This window comes from Hydrogenophaga electricum, from assembly GCF_030160815.1.
Lineage (GTDB): Bacteria > Pseudomonadota > Gammaproteobacteria > Burkholderiales > Burkholderiaceae_C > Hydrogenophaga > Hydrogenophaga electricum.
The window spans coordinates 1-15,662 of sequence record NZ_BSPB01000020.1 but is presented as its reverse complement, the minus strand read 5'-3'; the positions used below and the strand labels follow the sequence as shown (position 1 = coordinate 15,662).

Sequence of the window (15,662 nt, the reverse complement as noted above, 5' to 3'; positions counted from 1 at the left end):
GCACATGCCGGCCTGTGCATTGAAAGCCGCGCACATTAGCGCTGCATTAAGGGCTGCGCACGCCGTTCAATCGTCCAGTGGCGGCAGCGGTTCGTCCCCCGGGTTGAGCCGCGACGCGCTGTCCTGCAAGCGTTCGAGCAGTGCGCTGAACTGCTGCCGCTCCGCGTCGCTGAACGGGGCCAGCAGCTCGCGCTGGAGGGCCACGATGCGCGGGAACACCTCGCCATGCAGCGCGCGCCCGCGCTCGGTCAAGAAAACGTGCACCTCGCGCCGGTCCGAAGGTTTGGGCTCGCGCCGCAGCAGGCCCTTGTCAACCAGGCTGGTGATGGCGCGCGAGGTGCGGGCCCGGTCCAGCATGACACGCTGAGCCAGCTCGGACGACTGCACGCCTTCGACCGCGGCGAGGCAGGAGAGCACCCGCCATTCGCGCCGGGTGATGCCATAGTCGCGCTCGCACATGCGCACCACCAGCGGCGAGGCCGTGGCGTGGATGCGGTAGAGCCGGTAGAGAAACAGGTCGTTCTGCTGCAGCGGTGTGTCGATGGAAGCGTGGCGGGTCATGAGGCCTCGGGAAAACACCCAAAACGATTGATTTCTGCAATTGATTGTCTCTCCCTACCATGCAGGGCTTCAGCGGGGAAACACCCGCCCACCCTGGAGACAAGCCATGCACAAACGCACCCTGCTGGCCGGCGCCGCCGCGCTCGCGGCCCTGACCGCCCTGCCCCTGCCCGCGCTCGCGCAGGACAAGCCCCCGCTCAAGATCGTGGTGGGCTTTCCGCCCGGCGGCTCGGCCGACCTGCTGGCGCGCCTGCTGGCCGAGGGCCTGAAGAACGACTTCGCCTCGGTCATTGTGGAAAACAAGCCCGGTGCCGGTGGCCGCATCGCGCTGGGCCACGTCAAACGCGCGGCACCCGACGGCCACACCGTCATCGTGCTGCCCAGCGGACCGATGGTGCTGTTTCCGCACGTCTACAAGAAGCTCGACTACGACGCGGTGACCGACTTCACGCCGATCTCCCTGCTCGCCCACTTCCAGTTCAGCGTGGTGGCCGGCCCGGCCTCCGGCGTCAAGAGCGTGGCCGACATGCTGGTCAAGGCCAAGGCCGCGCCGGGCAAAAGCACCTACGGCACGCCGGGTTCGGGCACGCTGCCCCACTTCATGGGCGTGATGTTCGGCCAGAAAGCCGGTGCCGAGTTGACGCACGTGCCCTTCCAGGGCGGCGGCCCGGCCAACACGGCGCTGCTGGGGGGCCACATCGACTACAAGTTCGACGTCGTGACCGAAACCGCCGAACTGCACCGCGCCGGCAAGGTGCGCATCATCGGCGTGACCGGCCCGCAGCGGGACCCGCAGGTGCCCGAGGTGCCGACGCTGAAGGAACAAGGGGTGGACATGGTCGCCACCGCGTGGTTCGCCATGTACGGCCCGGCCGGGCTCAAACCCGAAGTGCGCGACATGATCAGCAGCGCCGTGGCCAAGGCCGTCCGCAACCCCGCGCTGCGCAACCGCCTGATCGAGCAGGGCTACGAACCGGTGGGCTCCACGCCGGCCGAACTCGCCACCGCCCAGGCCACCGACCTCCAGCGCTGGGAAGGCCCGATCAAGGCCACCGGCGTGCAACTGGACTGACATGCCCCAACGCCCCAACATCATCTACATCGTCAGCGACGACCTCGGCTACGCCGACCTGGGCTGCTACGGCGGCCGCGAAGCCGGCTTCGGCGCCGTGTCGCCGAACATCGACGCGCTTGCTGCCGGCGGCCTGCGCCTGACCGAGGGCTACAGCAACTCGCCCGTGTGCTCGCCCACGCGCTTTGCCATGGCCACCATGCGCTGGCAGTACCGCCTGCGCGGCGCGCTGGAAGAACCCATCAACAGCCGCAGCAAAGGCAGCGCCACGCTGGGCCTGCCGCCCGAGATCCCGACCCTGCCCTCGCTGCTGAAAGAAGCGGGCTACCGCACCGCCCTGATCGGCAAATGGCACCTGGGCTACCCACCGCACTTCGGTCCGCTGCGCTCGGGCTACGAAGAGTTCTTCGGCATCCTGGCCGGCGGCGTGGACTACTTCACCCACTGTTCGTCCAGCGGCGATCACGACCTCTACCTCAACGACGAGAGCCACCAGGAGGTCGGCTACCTGACCGACGTGTTCTCGAACAAGGCGGTGGAGCATGTGAAGGCGCGCGCCGCCGAAGCGCGCAGCGGCACGCCGTTTTTCCTCAGCCTGCACTACACGGCGCCACACTGGCCCTGGGAAACGCGCGACGATGCGCATGTGGCACCGGAGGTGGCGAAGAACCTGTTCCACCTGCACGGCGGCAACGTGGAAAGCTACCGCCGCATGATCCACCACATGGACGAAGGCATCGGCTGGCTGGTGGCGGCGCTGCGCGAAGAGGGCCTGCTGGACGACACGCTGATCGTCTTCACCAGCGACAACGGCGGCGAGCGTTTTTCCGACAACTGGCCGCTGGTGGGCGGCAAGATGGACCTGACCGAAGGCGGCATCCGCGTGCCCTGGATCGCGCACTGGCCGGCCGTGATTCCGGCCGGCGCGGTCAGCGGTCAGCACGCCCTGACCATGGACTGGTCGGCCACCCTGCTCGACGTCGGCGGTGGCCAGCCGCACCCCGACTACCCGCTGGACGGCGTGTCGCTGGCAGCGCTGCTGCGCGATCCGGCGCACCGCTTCGATCGGCCCATGGCCTGGCGCATGAACCACCGCGGCCAGCGCGCGCTGCGCGAAGGCGACTGGAAGTACCTGATGGTGGACGGCCACGAGTACCTGTTCAACATCGCGGCCGATCCGCGCGAGCGCGCCAACCGCGCGCCGCTGGAGCCGCAGCGCCTGGCCGCCATGCGCACCCGCTGGGAAGCCTGGGACGCGAGCCTGCCGCCGATCCCGGCCGACGCCACCGTGAGCCTGGGCTACGGTGCGAAGGACATGCCACAGCGCTGAGCGCCGCGCCGCTCAGTGGACCGCGGCGTCCTCCGGGCCGAAGCACTGCGCGTGGTCCCCGCAGTCGGCACAGCTGGGCGACTTGCAGATCAGCACCTGCTCGCGGAGGCACAGCTGCCGGTAGAGGAACTTCTTCCACTTCATGTCGCTGGCGTTCAACGCCTTGAGCGAGGGGAACCAGTGCGCGATCAGTGCCGAGAGCGCGTCGCGCGAAGGCAGGCCCATGTCCTGCCAGAGGTGGCGGTCGCCCAGGCAGGCGCAGGCCAGCAACCAGGCCACGTGGTAAACGTCGGCCTTGCGGCCGGCGCCCCAGTCGGCATGCGTCAGCAGCAGCGCGACCACGTCGTCGATCTCGTCCTGGCGCGACCGCATGCGGCTTTCCAGGAAGCCCCAGTTCAGGCTGGGCCAGGCCGACGCGGTGCGGGTGGTGAGGCTCATGGTGCGCCCTCTCAGGCCTGGGCCGGTGCGTGCGTGTAGCACTTCTTCGGGCAGATGCGCGAGCACGCGGTACAGCCGATGCACAGTGCCTGGTGGGCGATGGTCATGACCTTGCGCTCGTACTCGTCGTCATCGTCGTCGTCCTCATCAATCCCGATGCGCTCGCCGTCTTCGGTCAGGCCCACGAGTTCGAGCACACCGCGCGGGCAGACCTTGAAGCAGCGGCCGCAGCCGATGCACTTGGTTTCGTCGAGTGCGGCCACGAAGGTCGGCGTCCAGGTGGCGCCGCTGGGCAAGGTGACGGAAAAGGCGTTCATGAGACAGACTCCTTGGCGGCGGCTGCCTGGCGGGCGGCCATCAGCGCCGCGTGGGCGTCGTGGCAGCGCTGCGCCACCGCCAGGATGTTTTCCCAGCCCGTCGGCAGCTCTTCGGACAGGTCGTGCAGGTCCATCTTGGCCTGCGTCGCCTGGGCGTTGAGCTTCTTCAGGCGTTGCTTGATTTCGTCGGCGGTTTCGCTCATGGGGTTCTCCGTTGGGGCGCCGCGATCAGGCCCCGTATTGCGCGACGTCGGGGTAGGTACGGATCATCGCAACCGCCTCGTCGAGGAACTTGCCCCCCGCCTCGGCCAGCTTGGCCAGCGACGGAAAGCCGAAGCGGTGCACGTCGCGCAACTGCTTGTTCACCACCACCAGCCGACCGGCCAGCAGCACCATGCGGCCAAAGCCCTCGTGGTGCATCTTCATCATGGGCGAGACCATCTGCCCGGTCTCGCGCTCGATCGCCACGGCGATGGCGTTGTAGAAGATTTCCAGGTGCCACAGCGTTTCGGGGTCGGGGTCGCCCAGCAGGGGAATCGCGCGCCGCTCCTCGGGTGTGAGGATGAAGGGCTTGAGCAGTTGCAGATCGCTCTTGCCGTCCCAGTGGCCGTGGCTGTCCTGGGCGCGCATCTGCTTGATCAGTTGCTGCACGAACGGCGTGGCCAGCCAGACCGCGTCGCTGTCGGCCTCGGGCGGGGTTTCCAGGGTTTCAGCCATGGCTCAGTTCCTCGTCTTCAAAATCGTGGGCCGGTGCGGCATCGCGCATCAGCGCCTTGCGCAGCCAGGGCGGTGGGGTGCCTTGCAGCACCCCCTGGAGCTTGTCCAGGATCTCGGCAATGGGTTCGGGCTGTGCCACCTTGATGGGGTGGATCTTGCTGGCGACCACGCGCGCCGCAGCCGAGCCGCCGATGGCCGCCACGTAGACGATGGCGCAGTCGTGGATGGCGGCCAGCTTGGGCGCGAGCTTGTCCTCGTCACCGTCTTCCTGCAGCGTGTCGCCGAAGTCGAAACGTTCGACGAACCGGTGCTGGCCCCCGGTCATGTCGTAGACCAGGATGTGCTTGGCCCAGCCGAAGTGCGCGTCCACGCGCTCCTGGTCCTGGGTGGCGAAGGCGATCTTCATGGGGTTCTCCTTGGTGAGTCAGGGTCACGGGCAGGGTCCAGGGCTGCAACGGAGCCGGCTTCGCCGGACCACCCGATGCGGCCCCATGACGCGGAGCGGCGCAAGGGCTGGTCCATGTGCTAGGCACTGGCCTCGGCCAGCGGGCTGGGGGGCATGGACTGGGGCGCGGCCGTGCGGGCCAGGGCAGCGCGGCGCGCCTCGGGCGTGAGCGGCCAGTCGTCCGCGTGGTGGTGCGGGATCTGTTCGATCATCAGGTTGGCGATCTCGAAGATCAGGGCCATGGTGCCGCGGTAGCCCACCTGCACACGGTGCGCATTGCCCACGCGGTCGAACACCGGGAAGCCCATGCGCAGCAGCGGCTTGTTCAATCGCTGCGCGGCCTGGCGCCCGTGCGCGTGGGTGACGATCAGGTCGCAGTCCTTCGCGCCCTGTTCCAGGTCTTCCAGATCGCCCAGCAGCACGGTCTCGGCTGGCAACAGCGCGTGCGACGCCGACTGCGTGGTGCTGATACAGCAGCGCAGTTCGGCGCCCATCTCGTGCAGCAGCGCGCCGATGGCCAGCAGCAGGTCGGGCTCGGCGCCGATGGCCACCGTCATGCCCCCGGTGTAGAAGTGGCCGTCGAGCATGGCGTCCAGCAACTGGCTGCGCTGGCGGCGGTATTTGGCCGGCACCGGACGGCCGCTGTGTTGCGACAGGCGCATCAGAAAACGGTCGTTGGCCTCGATGCCGGTCAGGCGCTCGAAGATCTGAAACGGCGCGCCGCTGATGGCCTGCAGCGCCTCGGCGCCTTCGCGGGTCTGTTCACCGACACCGATGGTCCAGGACGAGGCGCCGGCCGCGCGGATGTCGTCCAGCGAGGTGCCACCCAGCGTGGTGCCGCGCCAGTCGGGCGGGATGTGGCCATCCAACGAACCCGACAGGTCGGGCAGCACGATGGCCTTGAGACCGAAGGCTTCGATGATCTCGCGCAGTTCGTCGATGTCGCCCGGCGACAGGTGGCTACCCGGTAGCAGCGTGACCTGATCCTGCACCAGCGGCAGTGGCTTCACCAGCGACTTCACGACACCGGTGATGGCGTGTTTGAAACCATCCTCGAACGCGCCCACGTAGTCGGGCGTCGACACGTAAATGATTTCGGTATCGGCCAGCTCCGGGTGCTTCTGCCGTGCCAGCGCCAGGAAGCCGTTCACGTCGTCGCCCTTGGTCTCGGTCAGGCCGGTGGAGCAGATCGCGATCAGCTTGGGCGCCGCGCGCTTGCGGATGTTGAGCAGCGCGGCCTCGATGTTCTCGTAACCGCCGAGGATGGTGGTCACCTCGTTCATGGCCGTGGTCTGCAGCGGGATGGCTTCCTTGAAGTGCCGCACCAGCAGCACCAGACCGAAGGACGTGCAGCCCTGCGAGCCGTGCATGACCGGCATGCAGGCATCCAGCCCGAGGAAGGCCATGCTCGCACCCAGCGGCTGGCTCATCTTGAGCGGGTTGACCGTGCAGGCTTTCTTGGATTCGACGACGTGTGCCATGGCGCGCTCCGTTCAGACCGGGACTTCTTCGGGTTCGAGACCCATGGCTTTGGCTGCCACGGACGCCAGGTGCGCCGTCGATGCGGTCGGCGCCACGGCCCCCAGGGTCTCACCGTCGTCGCCCCAGGGCGCGGCGATGCGCACGCGCTGCCAGACCGGGTTGGCCAGCGTGCGATCGATCTGGTGCACCAGCTCGACCATGCCCTCGTAGCCGGCGTAGGCGTAATAACGCTCCTGGTTGATGTCCAGCCAGGGCATGCGCGCCTTGAGCGCGACGAACTGCGAGCGGCCGCCGCTGAGCATGATGTCGGCGCGTGCGTCCTTGAGCATGGCGTACATCTCGCGCGGCGTCATGTCGTCGATCATGTGGGCGTCGGCGCCTTCGCCCATGATCTCCTTGAGCTTTTCCTTGTCTTCCTTGGTGCTCTTCTTGACGCTGGTGCCAACGATCTCCATGCCACCTTCCTGCAGCGCCGCCACCACCGACCAGGACTTCACGCCGCCGGTGATCAGCAGCACGCGCTTGCCGGCCAGGCGCGCCTTGTATTCGGCGATGCGCTTGTAAGCCCGCGCCTCTTCCACCTCGATCAGGCGTTCGGTGCGGTCCAGCAGTTCGGCGTCGGCCCCCTGCTGCACCAGCAGCTTCGCGATCTGGCGCAGCGTCTCGCTCATGTCGCTGATGCCGTAGAACGAACCCTCGAAATACGGGATGCCGTAGCGCTGCTGCATCTTGGTCGCGATGTTGATCATCGACTTGCTGCAGACCATCATGTTCACCCTGGCGCGGTGGGCCGAAGCGATCTCGTTGTACTTGCCGTCGCCGCTGATGCACGAGAGGATGCGGATGCCCAGCGCATCCAGCAGCGGCTTGACCTGCCAGAGCTCGCCGACCAGGTTGTACTCGCCGATGATGTTGATGTCGTACGGCGTCGTGAACGCGGGTTCGCGGGTGCCGATGACGTGGTCGAGGATGGCCTCGGCGCCCAGCTTGTTGCCCAGGTTCTTGGGGCCGGCGAAGCCCGGCGCGTTGACCGGTATCACCGGCTTACCGAACTTCTCGGCCGCGCGCTTGCACACTGCCTCGATGTCGTCGCCGGTCAGCGCGGTCACACAGGTCTGGTAGACAAAAACCGCCGGCGGGTCGTATTTCTCGATGATTTCGCGGATCGACTTGAACAACCGCTTCTCGCCGCCGTAGATCACGTCGAGCTCGTTGATGTCGGTGGTGAAGCCGGTGCGGTAGATCTGCGAATGCGAGGACGCGCTGTGGCGGTTGTCCCAGCTGTTGCCCTCGCAGGCAATCGGCCCGTGCACCAGGTGGGCCACGTCGGCCACCGGCTGCAGCGCGATCTTGGCGCCGTCAAACGCACACCCGCCCGCGGCCGCGCCGGGCGAAAGCTGCTTGGTGCAGCCCTTCTTGCGTTCCTTCTCGCTCTTGCCCTGGTTGATGTCGCACCCAGGCTCCTCGAACACTTCAGCGATTTTGGCTTTGAGGGAAACCGACATGGCGCGCTCCTGTCAACGTGGGTTGAGGGGCTCTTTGCAGGTTTGATGCCAGGTTCATTGGGCAGTTTTCAGGCTGTTTGGCGGTGGTTCTGTGAAGGTTTTGAAGCAATCCCGACGGATGGTTTGCGACAAGGCGAAAGGACCCGGCGTCGGCCCCCAGCCGGTTCAGCCGCTCGACCAGCGATCTGCGCCACCGCCAACGGTGGACGCCCGCTTTCGCGGGCGTGACGGGGTGAAATGCGCAGCGTGCGCGGCGTGCGCGGCGTGTTCAGCGCTTTGGCGCTTGTTGCTAAACATCCGTGGGCAGAGGTTGGCCCGCCTGGTGCAGGGCAATCCAGCGCTGGAGTTCGGCCACGTGCCCCGCCTCTTCGTCGGCGAACTCCTGGGCCAGCGCCCGCAGCTCGAGGTCGACGGTCTGCTGCATGACATCGCTGTAGTAATCCAGCCCACTCTGTTCGGCGGCCAGTGCCACCTGCAGCGCCTGCTCGCGCCCCAGCATCGGGTCGGCCGCCCAGATCGCTGCGGCCTCGGGGCTCTCGATGTCGGGCCAGGTGTAGTCCTCGGGACGCAGCGGCGGCAGTTCGCGGTAACCGGCACGCTCGCGCGCGTCGGCCAGGTGCAGCAAGGAATAGTTCGCCAGTTGCCGGAACAGGCGTCCCACCTCGCGGTTGCCCTGGGTGGTCATGGCATCGGCCAATTGGCCGAAGCGCAGCGCCGCCTCCTGTTCGATGCGGATGGCGTGCGCCAGAAAGGCTTCAACGGATTCCATGAGGTTCCTCGTGGAGAAGAAAAAATGCCAACCCCGCGGGCCCGCATCGGCCCGCCGACACGGTCCACGGCGGGGCACCTTCAGACATGCAGGCCGAACCAGCCCGGCTCGCGCCGCCGCAGGTCGGCCACCAGCGCCAGCGTGGCGGGCACCAGGGCACGCACGCCGTACCAGACGGCTTCCTGCCGGGTGGGGTCGTCGCTTTCCAGCAGCCGCTGCAAACGCCCCCAGCCCTGCCAGTCGATGCGGTCCAGGCGCAACACCAGCGGCGGCGCCAGGTGCGCCAGGGTCTGCGCCATCACCAGCAGGTGGGCTTCAACCGCGTTGAGCGTGGCCGTGCTGTCGAACAGTTCGTGCTCGGCCTGCATCGGCTGCAGCAGCGTCTCGATGGCCTGGCCGCTGTGGATCAGGATGTCGCTTTGCAGGCGGTGAAGCATGGGCGCCGTCCCGTCACAGGTTGTCGGCCAGCACGTCCAGCGCCAGCAGTTGCTGGTGCAGCGCATGCCGGGCGCGCCAGTGCGCGGGGGCACACAGCCAGGGGTCGGCCCCTTCAAACGCGCCCACCGCTTCGGTGTCCGTCCCGTAGAGGCGGTGCGTGCCCGGCCGGGCCTGCAGCGCCGCTTCGAACGCGGAGCGCACGCTGACCGGTTCCTCGCTGAGCACGCCCCGGCCCAGCAGGTGGTCGGCGCGGTACAGCGGGTGTTCCCAGCCGTAGCGCGCACCCAGTGCGCACAGGGCCGGACAGGCGGCCTGCGCGGCGGCGTCCACCGTGTCGTGCCCCTGATCGGCCAGCAGCTCGGCCACCGTCGCGACATCGTGGATTTCCCACGCGGCCAGCGGGTCGGTGGCGGCCACCTTGCGCGCAAAGTCGGCGTCGTCGTAGGCGAACCAGGCCGTGGCGTGGTCTTGCGCCGGCCCGATGGACACGACATGGATCACGGCGCCCGCTCCAGACCGCGCCCGTTCATTCCACCCCCTCGGCAGCTACCTTGTCCCACAGCGCCTGGCGCAGGCGCTGGGCGATGCCCGCCGGGCTGGCGTCGAAGGCCGCTTGCGCGGCCATCAGCGCCGCCCGCGCCACCGACGCCTCGGCAGAGGTCAGCGGCAGGCGGCCCGCCATGTGCGTGGCGTCCGGCACCGCCGCCAGGATCGCCTGCCGGTTGGGGTGCTCGGTCACCGGCACCAGCCGGTCGGCCTCGGGCGCACCGGCCAGACAGATCCAGCCGCCGGTCACCTCGACCGCGCGACCGTCCCGCGTGTGTTTCACCAGGGTGGTGTCCATGTGTCGAACTCCCAGTTGATCTCATCACGCCCGTTGCACATCCAGCGCCACAGCCGCACGTACCAAGGCATGGCTGTCGAGATCGGATCCTCTGCTTCGTGAGCGACGTCCATGACCATCTCCAGGCAACAAGGCATTGACAAGGCAAGGATGCGGGGGAACCGGATCCGCCGGGCCACACGCATCGCCCCCTGGGGGGGTGACGCGCGCAGCGCGGCGCGGGGGGACACATTCAACGAATGATGTCGTACGAGTAGTCGGTCTTGCCCGTGACGATGGTGTTCGCGTCCAGGGTTTCGAAGAACTCGTCGAGCAGGTTGACCAGCAGGCGCATGCCGCCTTCGTAGCCCCAGGTCGGGAAGCGGTGGTAGTGGTGGCGGTCGAAGATCGGGAACACCAGGCGCACCAGCGGCGTGCCGGTATCGCGCTCCAGGTACTTGCCGTAGGTGTTGCCGATCAGGAAGTCCACCGGTTCCGTGAACAGCAGCGACCGCAGGTGCCACAGGTCGCGCTTGGGGTAAACCTTGCAGCCGGCACCGTAGGGCGAGCTGTCGAACACCGCCTGCACCTTGGCAGCCCAGGCGTCGTTGCCATTGGTGGCCAGCACGTGGGCCGGCTCGGCGCCCAGCTCCAGCAGGAACTGCGTGTAGCCCAGCATCTGGTCCGGATCGCCGTACAGGGCGTAGCGCTTGCCGTGCAGGTGGGCCTGGCTGTCGGCCATGGCGTCCACCAGCAGACCGCGCTCGCGCTCCAGTTCGGCCGGCACCGGCTTGCCGGTCAGGCGGCTGATGGCCATCACGAACGCATCGGTGCCGGCCACGCCCACCGGGGCATTGAGCGCCACCACTTCCTGGCCTTTTTCAACCAGGTACTTGCTGGTCTTCTCGCAGCAGTATTCCTGGAACACGATGGTCGCCTTGGCGTGCAGGCCAGCGATCACCTCTTCCTTGGTCGTGCCGCCTTCGTACATGCGGAACTCACCGTCGGTGGGCGTGCTCCACGAGCCCGACGGGTCGCACAGCACGTTCACCTTGACGCCGAACAGGTCGAAGATGCGGCGGATTTCCTTCATGTTGCCGACGACAAAACCATCGAAGCCGGCGATGAAGTTGATGCTGTCGTCGGGCACGCGGGTCAGCGCCTCGGTGGTGCCGGCCTTGCCGTCCCAGAAATGCTGCAGCACGCCCACCAGCGCGTTGTCGTAGCCGGTGATGTGGCTGCCGACGAAAGCCGGGGTGTGGGCGAACGGCACGTCGAACTCGGCGGGGACCGAGCCCTTTTCCTTGGACGTCTTGATGAAGGCGTTCAGGTCGTCACCGATCACCTCGGCCATGCAGGTGGTGCTGACCGCGATCATGTCGGGCTTGTACAGGTTGTAGGCGTTGGCCAGGCCGTCGACCATGTTGTTCAAGCCGCCGAACACGGCTGCGTCTTCCGTCATGGACGAGGACACGCAGGACGTCGGCTCCTTGAAGTGGCGCGAGAAGTGCGAGCGGTAGTAGGCCACGCAACCCTGCGAACCGTGCACGAAGCTCAGGGTCTTGTGGAAGCCGTTGGCGACGTAGACGGCGCCCAGCGGCTGGCAGGCCTTGGCCGGGTTGACGGTCAGCGCTTCGCGGGCGAAGTTCTTGGCCTTGTAGTCCTCGGTCTTGGTCCATTCGATGACCTGACCGACCTTTTCGTCGCTGTGGTTGTATTCGAACTGCTCCTTCTTGTTCTTGAACAGTTCCTGGTACTCGGGCTCACGGAACAGCAGTTCGTGGTCGAGGATCTTGTCGGCGGATTGGGGCATGACGCTCTCCTTGAAAACGGTGGGGTGTCAGTTCTTCCAGGGCGCCTTGGTCAGGCTCCAGATCGGCGAGCTGATCGCCATGTCCATGTCACGGGCGAAGATGGCGAAGCCGTCGTAGCCGTGGTAGGGGCCGCTGTAGTCCCAGCTGTGCATCTGGCGGAAGGGCACGCCCATCTTCTGGAACACGTACTTTTCCTTGATGCCCGAGCCGATCAGGTCGGGCTTGACCTTGTCGACGAAGTGCTCGAACTCGTAGCCGGTCACGTCGTCGTAGATCAGCGTCGAGTCCTTGATGTAGTGCGTGGTGCGCTGGTAGTCGTCGTTGTGACCGAACTCGTAGCCGGTGCCGACCACTTCCATGCCCAGGTCTTCGTAGGCGCCGATCACGTGGCGCGGACGAAGGCCGCCCACGTACAGCATCACCTTCTTGCCTTGCAGGCGGGGCTTGTACTTGTCGATGACGGCCTGCATCAGCGGCTTGTACTTGGCGATCACGGCTTCGGTCTTGGCCTTGATGGCGTCGTCGAAATGGCTGGCGATTTCGCGCAGGCTCTTCTCGATCTGGGTCGGGCCGAAGAAGTTGTACTCGCACCAGGGAATGCCGTACTTCTCTTCCATGTGCCGGCTGATGTAGTTCATCGAGCGGTAGCAGTGCAGCACGTTGAGCTTGGCCTTGGGCGTGTTCTCCAGCTCGGCGATGGTGCCGTCGCCGGACCATTGCGCGATCACGCGCAGGCCCATTTCTTCGAGCAGGATGCGGCTGGACCAGGCGTCGCCGCCGATGTTGTAGTCGCCGATGATGGCCACGTCGTACGGGGTGGAAACGAAGTCGGGGCGCTTGTTCGGGTCGGTCTTGTCGAACACCCAGTCGCGGATCGCGTCGTTGGCCAGGTGGTGGCCCAGCGACTGGCTGACGCCGCGGAAGCCTTCGCAGCGCACGGGCACGATGGTCTTGCCTTCGTACTCCTTGCTCTTCTTCTTCGACACCGCTTCGATGTCGTCGCCGATCAGGCCGATCGGGCACTCCGACTGGATCGAGATGCCCTTGTTCAGCGGGAACAGTTCCTGGATCTCGTCGATGATCTTGTCCAGCTTCTTGTCGCCGCCGAAGACGATGTCTTTTTCCTGGAAGTCGGAGGTGAACTGCATCGTCACGAAGGAGTCCACCCCGGTCTGGCCGATGTAGTAATTGCGGCGCGCCGCCCAGCTGTACTGGCCGCAGCCCACCGGGCCGTGCGAGATGTGCACCATGTCCTTGATCGGGCCCCAGACCACGCCCTTGGAGCCGGCGTAGGCGCAGCCGCGGATGGTCATCACGCCGGGCAGCGACTTGATGTTGGACTTCACGCCGCAATCGGGCTTGCCCTCTTCGTAGAGGTTCAGGTGCTTGGCTCGGCGCTTGGCCATCTTCTCGGGATAGGCCTTGAGCACTTCTTCGATCAGGGCCTTGTTGGCGGCCTTGCGCTCTTCAACGGTGGCGGTCATGGGTCACTCCATTGGATGGTGGGGTCTGGGGCCGCGCCGCACCGGCCTGTGGGTTCGGCGGGCGCGGCGCTCGGAAAACTCAGGCAGCGGCCAGTTCGGCGGCGGTCTTGCCGACCTGCGACTCGTCGATGGTCTTCATGATCCCGTGCTCCATCAGCAGGTCTTCCAGCTGGTCCATGGTGATGGGGGTGGGGATGGTGCCGTTGCCGGCGTTGCCGTGGACCTTCTGGGCCAGGGTGCGGTACTCCTGGGCCTGCTTGGATTCCGGCGCGTACTCCAGAACGGTCATGCGGCGCAGTTCGGCGTGCTGCACGATGTTGTCGCGCGGCACGAAGTGGATCAGGCGGCTGCCCAGCATGCCGGCCAGGGAATCGGCCAGTTCGTATTCCTTGTCGGTCTGGCGCTCGTTGCAGACCAGGCCGCCCAGACGCACGCCACCGCTGTTGGCGTACTTCAGGATGCCCTTGGAGATGTTGTTGGCGGCGTACATGGCCATCATCTCGCCGGACATCACGATGTAGATTTCCTGCGCCTTGTTTTCGCGGATGGGCATGGCGAAGCCGCCGCACACCACGTCACCCAGCACGTCGTAGGACACGTAGTCCACGCCTTCGTAGGCGCCGTTTTCTTCCAGGAAATTGATCGAGGTGATCACGCCGCGGCCGGCGCAGCCCACGCCCGGTTCCGGGCCACCGGATTCCACGCAACGGATGTCGCGGTAGCCGATCTTCATCACGTCTTCCAGCTCCAGATCCTCTACCGAACCGGCTTCAGCGGCCAGCGAGAGGATGGTGTCCTGCGCCTTGGCGTGCAGGATCAGGCGGGTCGAGTCGGCTTTGGGGTCGCAGCCGACGATGAGGATCTTCTGGCCCATTTCGGCGAGGGCGGCCAGGGTGTTTTGCGAGGTGGTGGATTTGCCGATGCCACCTTTGCCGTAGAAGGCGATTTGACGAAGCTTAGCCATGTCAGTACTCCAAGAAAGGAAGGGTTGAAACCAAGGTTGCGAAACTCCGCGACCAGGTCAGCCTGACGTGCCTATAGGTCTTCTTATCGGATCACGCATCGGCCGGACTTGTGTCCGCGCAGCCCGTCCATCGCAGCTTCCGTGCCATGCTTTTCGCCCACGTCCGCGGCCCTTCTTCACAGGGCCATTCCTGCCGATTTCCCAGTGAAATCAAGGCTCTCCGCACTGCAGGGCCAGCCACACGCGGGCTTTGTTCCGAATCCGACAAAGCCCGCGCCCTGCGTCGCAAACGGCACGGGGCCGGCGCCGTTTGTGTCGGGTTTGCAGCCCCTGCGGGCGCAGCGGGCGGGTGGTACGTTCATTGCAGACAGGCGCTTCCAGGACACCGGCCATCCGGCCGCCCTCAACCCCGCTCAGGAACCGCCATGACCGACTCGACCGTGCTCAATGAGATCGATGAAACCGCTTTCGCCCGCCTCGAAGCCGAAGGCCGTCTGCTCAACCCCGTGCTCAAGGCCCCGACCCACGTGGCCGGCCGCTTCGGCTTCCGGGGCGAACTCGCGCTGCGCTTTGCCGCCAAGCTCGCCGACGAGGCCCGCCCGCCCGAACTCACCTGCGACCAGGTGATGGCCATCGCCACGCGCGGCGACGACAAGCTCCCGTTCTTCTGCGGCTGGCTGCTGTCCTTCGAATCGCTCAAGGACGTGGCCGAAGCCCTGGGCGACACGCTCAGCGCCGGCGGCAAATACTTCCTCTACTGCGACAACATCGACCTGAGCAAGAAGTACCAGGTGCCCTACAAGGGCGCGATGTTCTACGTGCTGCCCATCCTGGAAAACACGGTCTACAACGAGATGCTGGAACTGCTCTACCTGGAAAAGGCCGAGCTCAAGAAGAAGGACACTGCCGGCAAGCTCGACGCCGTTGCCAACGCCGCGCTGAAGTTCGACGTCACCTTCGACACCATCACCTACGAAGAGGGCCTGCAGCTCATGGGCCCAGTGCGCAACCCGAACGAGAACCGCCCCGTCTGAGTGACCCGCCGGTGGTCATGGACGCGGAACAGGCCCAGCCCCACCGCTGGTACACCACCAACCTGGTGGGCGTGCCGGCGCCGGTGCTGGCCAGCGCCGCGTTCAACGCGCACCCCGTGGCCCTGGCCATCGCCGGGGTGCGCGAAACCCACCCCGGCCTGTTCCAGCTGATGGAGCGTTCACCCGACCTGCCCGCCGCCGCCGAGGTTTTCGTGCACTACCTGGACATCGCCTTCGGCCTGCGTGCCCCGGCCCCCGCCGAGGCCGCCACGCTCGGCGCGGCCGAACGCCGCCGCTGGCGCAGCAGCTGGCGCCGGCTGCTGCAGGGCTGGGGCATCGACACCGGCAGCCAGGCCGGCGCCGTGCTCAAGGGCTGGGTCGAAAGCCGCTTCGGCCTGGTGCCCACCCACCACCGCGTGCCGCTGGCGCGCTTCCCGTCGCCGAGCTGGATCGCCTACCTCGAAGACAA

At 66.6% G+C, this 15,662-nt stretch carries 20 protein-coding genes; 4 read left to right on the top strand and 16 right to left on the bottom strand.

Annotated features, from left to right (window positions below; all coding sequences use genetic code 11):
- Positions 1-66 precede the first annotated feature (66 nt).
- A complete protein-coding gene (locus QQK43_RS12920; protein WP_284308110.1) occupies positions 67-561 on the bottom strand; it encodes a MarR family winged helix-turn-helix transcriptional regulator in 495 nt (164 codons plus the stop codon).
- A gap of 106 nt (positions 562-667) precedes the next feature.
- Between QQK43_RS12920 and QQK43_RS12915 the strand changes: the two genes are divergently transcribed.
- Positions 668-1,633: a Bug family tripartite tricarboxylate transporter substrate binding protein gene (locus QQK43_RS12915; protein ID WP_284308109.1), complete on the top strand. Its 966-nt coding sequence runs from the start codon at positions 668-670 to the stop codon at positions 1,631-1,633.
- 1 nt (position 1,634) lies between these two features.
- Complete coding sequence (locus QQK43_RS12910) at positions 1,635-2,963, top strand: sulfatase family protein (protein WP_284308108.1); 1,329 nt, start codon at positions 1,635-1,637, stop codon at positions 2,961-2,963.
- 12 nt (positions 2,964-2,975) lie between these two features.
- On the opposite strand, the gene QQK43_RS12905 is transcribed toward QQK43_RS12910, so the two are convergent.
- The 15 genes from QQK43_RS12905 to nifH form a co-directional block, all read right to left on the bottom strand.
- Positions 2,976-3,401 carry a nitrogen fixation protein NifQ gene (locus QQK43_RS12905; RefSeq protein ID WP_234267503.1) on the bottom strand — a complete coding sequence of 142 codons (426 nt, stop codon included), beginning with the start codon at positions 3,399-3,401 and terminating at the stop codon, positions 2,976-2,978.
- 11 nt (positions 3,402-3,412) lie between these two features.
- Complete coding sequence (gene fdxB / locus QQK43_RS12900) at positions 3,413-3,718, bottom strand: ferredoxin III, nif-specific (RefSeq protein ID WP_284308106.1); 306 nt, start codon at positions 3,716-3,718, stop codon at positions 3,413-3,415.
- Positions 3,715-3,921, bottom strand: coding sequence for a CCE_0567 family metalloprotein (locus tag QQK43_RS12895; RefSeq protein ID WP_284308105.1), 207 nt, complete (start codon positions 3,919-3,921; stop codon positions 3,715-3,717). Before QQK43_RS12895 ends, fdxB begins: the two co-directional genes overlap by 4 nt.
- Before the next feature lie 25 nt (positions 3,922-3,946).
- Positions 3,947-4,435 (bottom strand): NifX-associated nitrogen fixation protein, encoded by a 489-nt coding sequence (locus tag QQK43_RS12890; protein ID WP_234267500.1) that lies wholly within the window; start codon positions 4,433-4,435, stop codon positions 3,947-3,949.
- Complete coding sequence (gene nifX, locus QQK43_RS12885; protein ID WP_234267499.1) at positions 4,428-4,841, bottom strand: nitrogen fixation protein NifX; 414 nt, start codon at positions 4,839-4,841, stop codon at positions 4,428-4,430. Before nifX ends, QQK43_RS12890 begins: the two co-directional genes overlap by 8 nt.
- A 119-nt stretch (positions 4,842-4,960) precedes the next feature.
- A complete protein-coding gene (gene nifN, locus QQK43_RS12880; protein ID WP_284308104.1) occupies positions 4,961-6,361 on the bottom strand; it encodes a nitrogenase iron-molybdenum cofactor biosynthesis protein NifN in 1,401 nt (466 codons plus the stop codon).
- A 12-nt stretch (positions 6,362-6,373) separates the two neighbouring features.
- Positions 6,374-7,867, bottom strand: a complete 1,494-nt coding sequence (gene nifE, locus QQK43_RS12875) for a nitrogenase iron-molybdenum cofactor biosynthesis protein NifE (protein WP_284308103.1) — start codon at positions 7,865-7,867, stop codon at positions 6,374-6,376.
- A gap of 289 nt (positions 7,868-8,156) precedes the next feature.
- Positions 8,157-8,636 (bottom strand): ferritin-like domain-containing protein, encoded by a 480-nt coding sequence (locus QQK43_RS12870; RefSeq protein ID WP_284308102.1) that lies wholly within the window; start codon positions 8,634-8,636, stop codon positions 8,157-8,159.
- Positions 8,637-8,716: 80 nt separating this feature from the next.
- Entirely contained in the window at positions 8,717-9,073 is a 357-nt protein-coding gene (locus QQK43_RS12865) for a hypothetical protein (RefSeq protein ID WP_234267495.1), read from the bottom strand.
- A gap of 13 nt (positions 9,074-9,086) precedes the next feature.
- The gene (locus QQK43_RS12860) at positions 9,087-9,575 is read right to left on the bottom strand and encodes a hypothetical protein (RefSeq protein WP_284308101.1); all 489 of its coding nucleotides are present in this window, start codon (positions 9,573-9,575) and stop codon (positions 9,087-9,089) included.
- A 25-nt stretch (positions 9,576-9,600) separates the two neighbouring features.
- Positions 9,601-9,918 carry a hypothetical protein gene (locus tag QQK43_RS12855; protein ID WP_284308100.1) on the bottom strand — a complete coding sequence of 106 codons (318 nt, stop codon included), beginning with the start codon at positions 9,916-9,918 and terminating at the stop codon, positions 9,601-9,603.
- Positions 9,900-10,031 (bottom strand): hypothetical protein, encoded by a 132-nt coding sequence (locus QQK43_RS12850; protein WP_267966561.1) that lies wholly within the window; start codon positions 10,029-10,031, stop codon positions 9,900-9,902. Before QQK43_RS12850 ends, QQK43_RS12855 begins: the two co-directional genes overlap by 19 nt.
- A gap of 119 nt (positions 10,032-10,150) precedes the next feature.
- Complete coding sequence (gene nifK / locus QQK43_RS12845) at positions 10,151-11,710, bottom strand: nitrogenase molybdenum-iron protein subunit beta (protein ID WP_284308099.1); 1,560 nt, start codon at positions 11,708-11,710, stop codon at positions 10,151-10,153.
- 27 nt (positions 11,711-11,737) lie between these two features.
- On the bottom strand, positions 11,738-13,195 hold the full coding sequence (gene nifD, locus QQK43_RS12840; RefSeq protein WP_234267491.1) for a nitrogenase molybdenum-iron protein alpha chain: 1,458 nt from the start codon (positions 13,193-13,195) through the stop codon (positions 11,738-11,740).
- Positions 13,196-13,274: 79 nt separating this feature from the next.
- Entirely contained in the window at positions 13,275-14,159 is an 885-nt protein-coding gene (gene nifH / locus QQK43_RS12835) for a nitrogenase iron protein (RefSeq protein WP_284308098.1), read from the bottom strand.
- Between the two features lie 425 nt (positions 14,160-14,584).
- Here nifH and QQK43_RS12830 point away from each other — a divergent pair, with 425 nt between their 5' ends.
- Positions 14,585-15,193, top strand: a complete 609-nt coding sequence (locus QQK43_RS12830) for a hypothetical protein (protein WP_284308097.1) — start codon at positions 14,585-14,587, stop codon at positions 15,191-15,193.
- 17 nt (positions 15,194-15,210) lie between these two features.
- The coding region (locus QQK43_RS12825; protein ID WP_284308096.1) for an NAD(+)--dinitrogen-reductase ADP-D-ribosyltransferase at positions 15,211-15,662 on the top strand (452 nt) is incomplete at its 3' end.

Bases quoted from the DNA above. Each gene is read 5' to 3' on its own strand.
- nifX (WP_234267499.1), bottom strand. From the start codon at position 4,841: ATGAAGATCGCCTTCGCCACCCAGGACCAGGAGCGCGTGGACGCGCAC.
- nifE (WP_284308103.1), bottom strand. From the start codon at position 7,867: ATGTCGGTTTCCCTCAAAGCCAAAATCGCTGAAGTGTTCGAGGAGCCT.
- QQK43_RS12915 (WP_284308109.1), top strand. From the start codon at position 668: ATGCACAAACGCACCCTGCTGGCCGGCGCCGCCGCGCTCGCGGCCCTG.
- QQK43_RS12905 (WP_234267503.1), bottom strand. From the start codon at position 3,401: ATGAGCCTCACCACCCGCACCGCGTCGGCCTGGCCCAGCCTGAACTGG.
- QQK43_RS12850 (WP_267966561.1), bottom strand. From the start codon at position 10,031: ATGGACGTCGCTCACGAAGCAGAGGATCCGATCTCGACAGCCATGCCT.
- nifK (WP_284308099.1), bottom strand. From the start codon at position 11,710: ATGCCCCAATCCGCCGACAAGATCCTCGACCACGAACTGCTGTTCCGT.
- QQK43_RS12920 (WP_284308110.1), bottom strand. From the start codon at position 561: ATGACCCGCCACGCTTCCATCGACACACCGCTGCAGCAGAACGACCTG.
- fdxB (WP_284308106.1), bottom strand. From the start codon at position 3,718: ATGAACGCCTTTTCCGTCACCTTGCCCAGCGGCGCCACCTGGACGCCG.
- nifD (WP_234267491.1), bottom strand. From the start codon at position 13,195: ATGACCGCCACCGTTGAAGAGCGCAAGGCCGCCAACAAGGCCCTGATC.
- QQK43_RS12855 (WP_284308100.1), bottom strand. From the start codon at position 9,918: ATGGACACCACCCTGGTGAAACACACGCGGGACGGTCGCGCGGTCGAG.
- QQK43_RS12865 (WP_234267495.1), bottom strand. From the start codon at position 9,073: ATGCTTCACCGCCTGCAAAGCGACATCCTGATCCACAGCGGCCAGGCC.
- QQK43_RS12830 (WP_284308097.1), top strand. From the start codon at position 14,585: ATGACCGACTCGACCGTGCTCAATGAGATCGATGAAACCGCTTTCGCC.
- QQK43_RS12870 (WP_284308102.1), bottom strand. From the start codon at position 8,636: ATGGAATCCGTTGAAGCCTTTCTGGCGCACGCCATCCGCATCGAACAG.
- nifN (WP_284308104.1), bottom strand. From the start codon at position 6,361: ATGGCACACGTCGTCGAATCCAAGAAAGCCTGCACGGTCAACCCGCTC.
- nifH (WP_284308098.1), bottom strand. From the start codon at position 14,159: ATGGCTAAGCTTCGTCAAATCGCCTTCTACGGCAAAGGTGGCATCGGC.
- QQK43_RS12895 (WP_284308105.1), bottom strand. From the start codon at position 3,921: ATGAGCGAAACCGCCGACGAAATCAAGCAACGCCTGAAGAAGCTCAAC.
- QQK43_RS12910 (WP_284308108.1), top strand. From the start codon at position 1,635: ATGCCCCAACGCCCCAACATCATCTACATCGTCAGCGACGACCTCGGC.
- QQK43_RS12890 (WP_234267500.1), bottom strand. From the start codon at position 4,435: ATGGCTGAAACCCTGGAAACCCCGCCCGAGGCCGACAGCGACGCGGTC.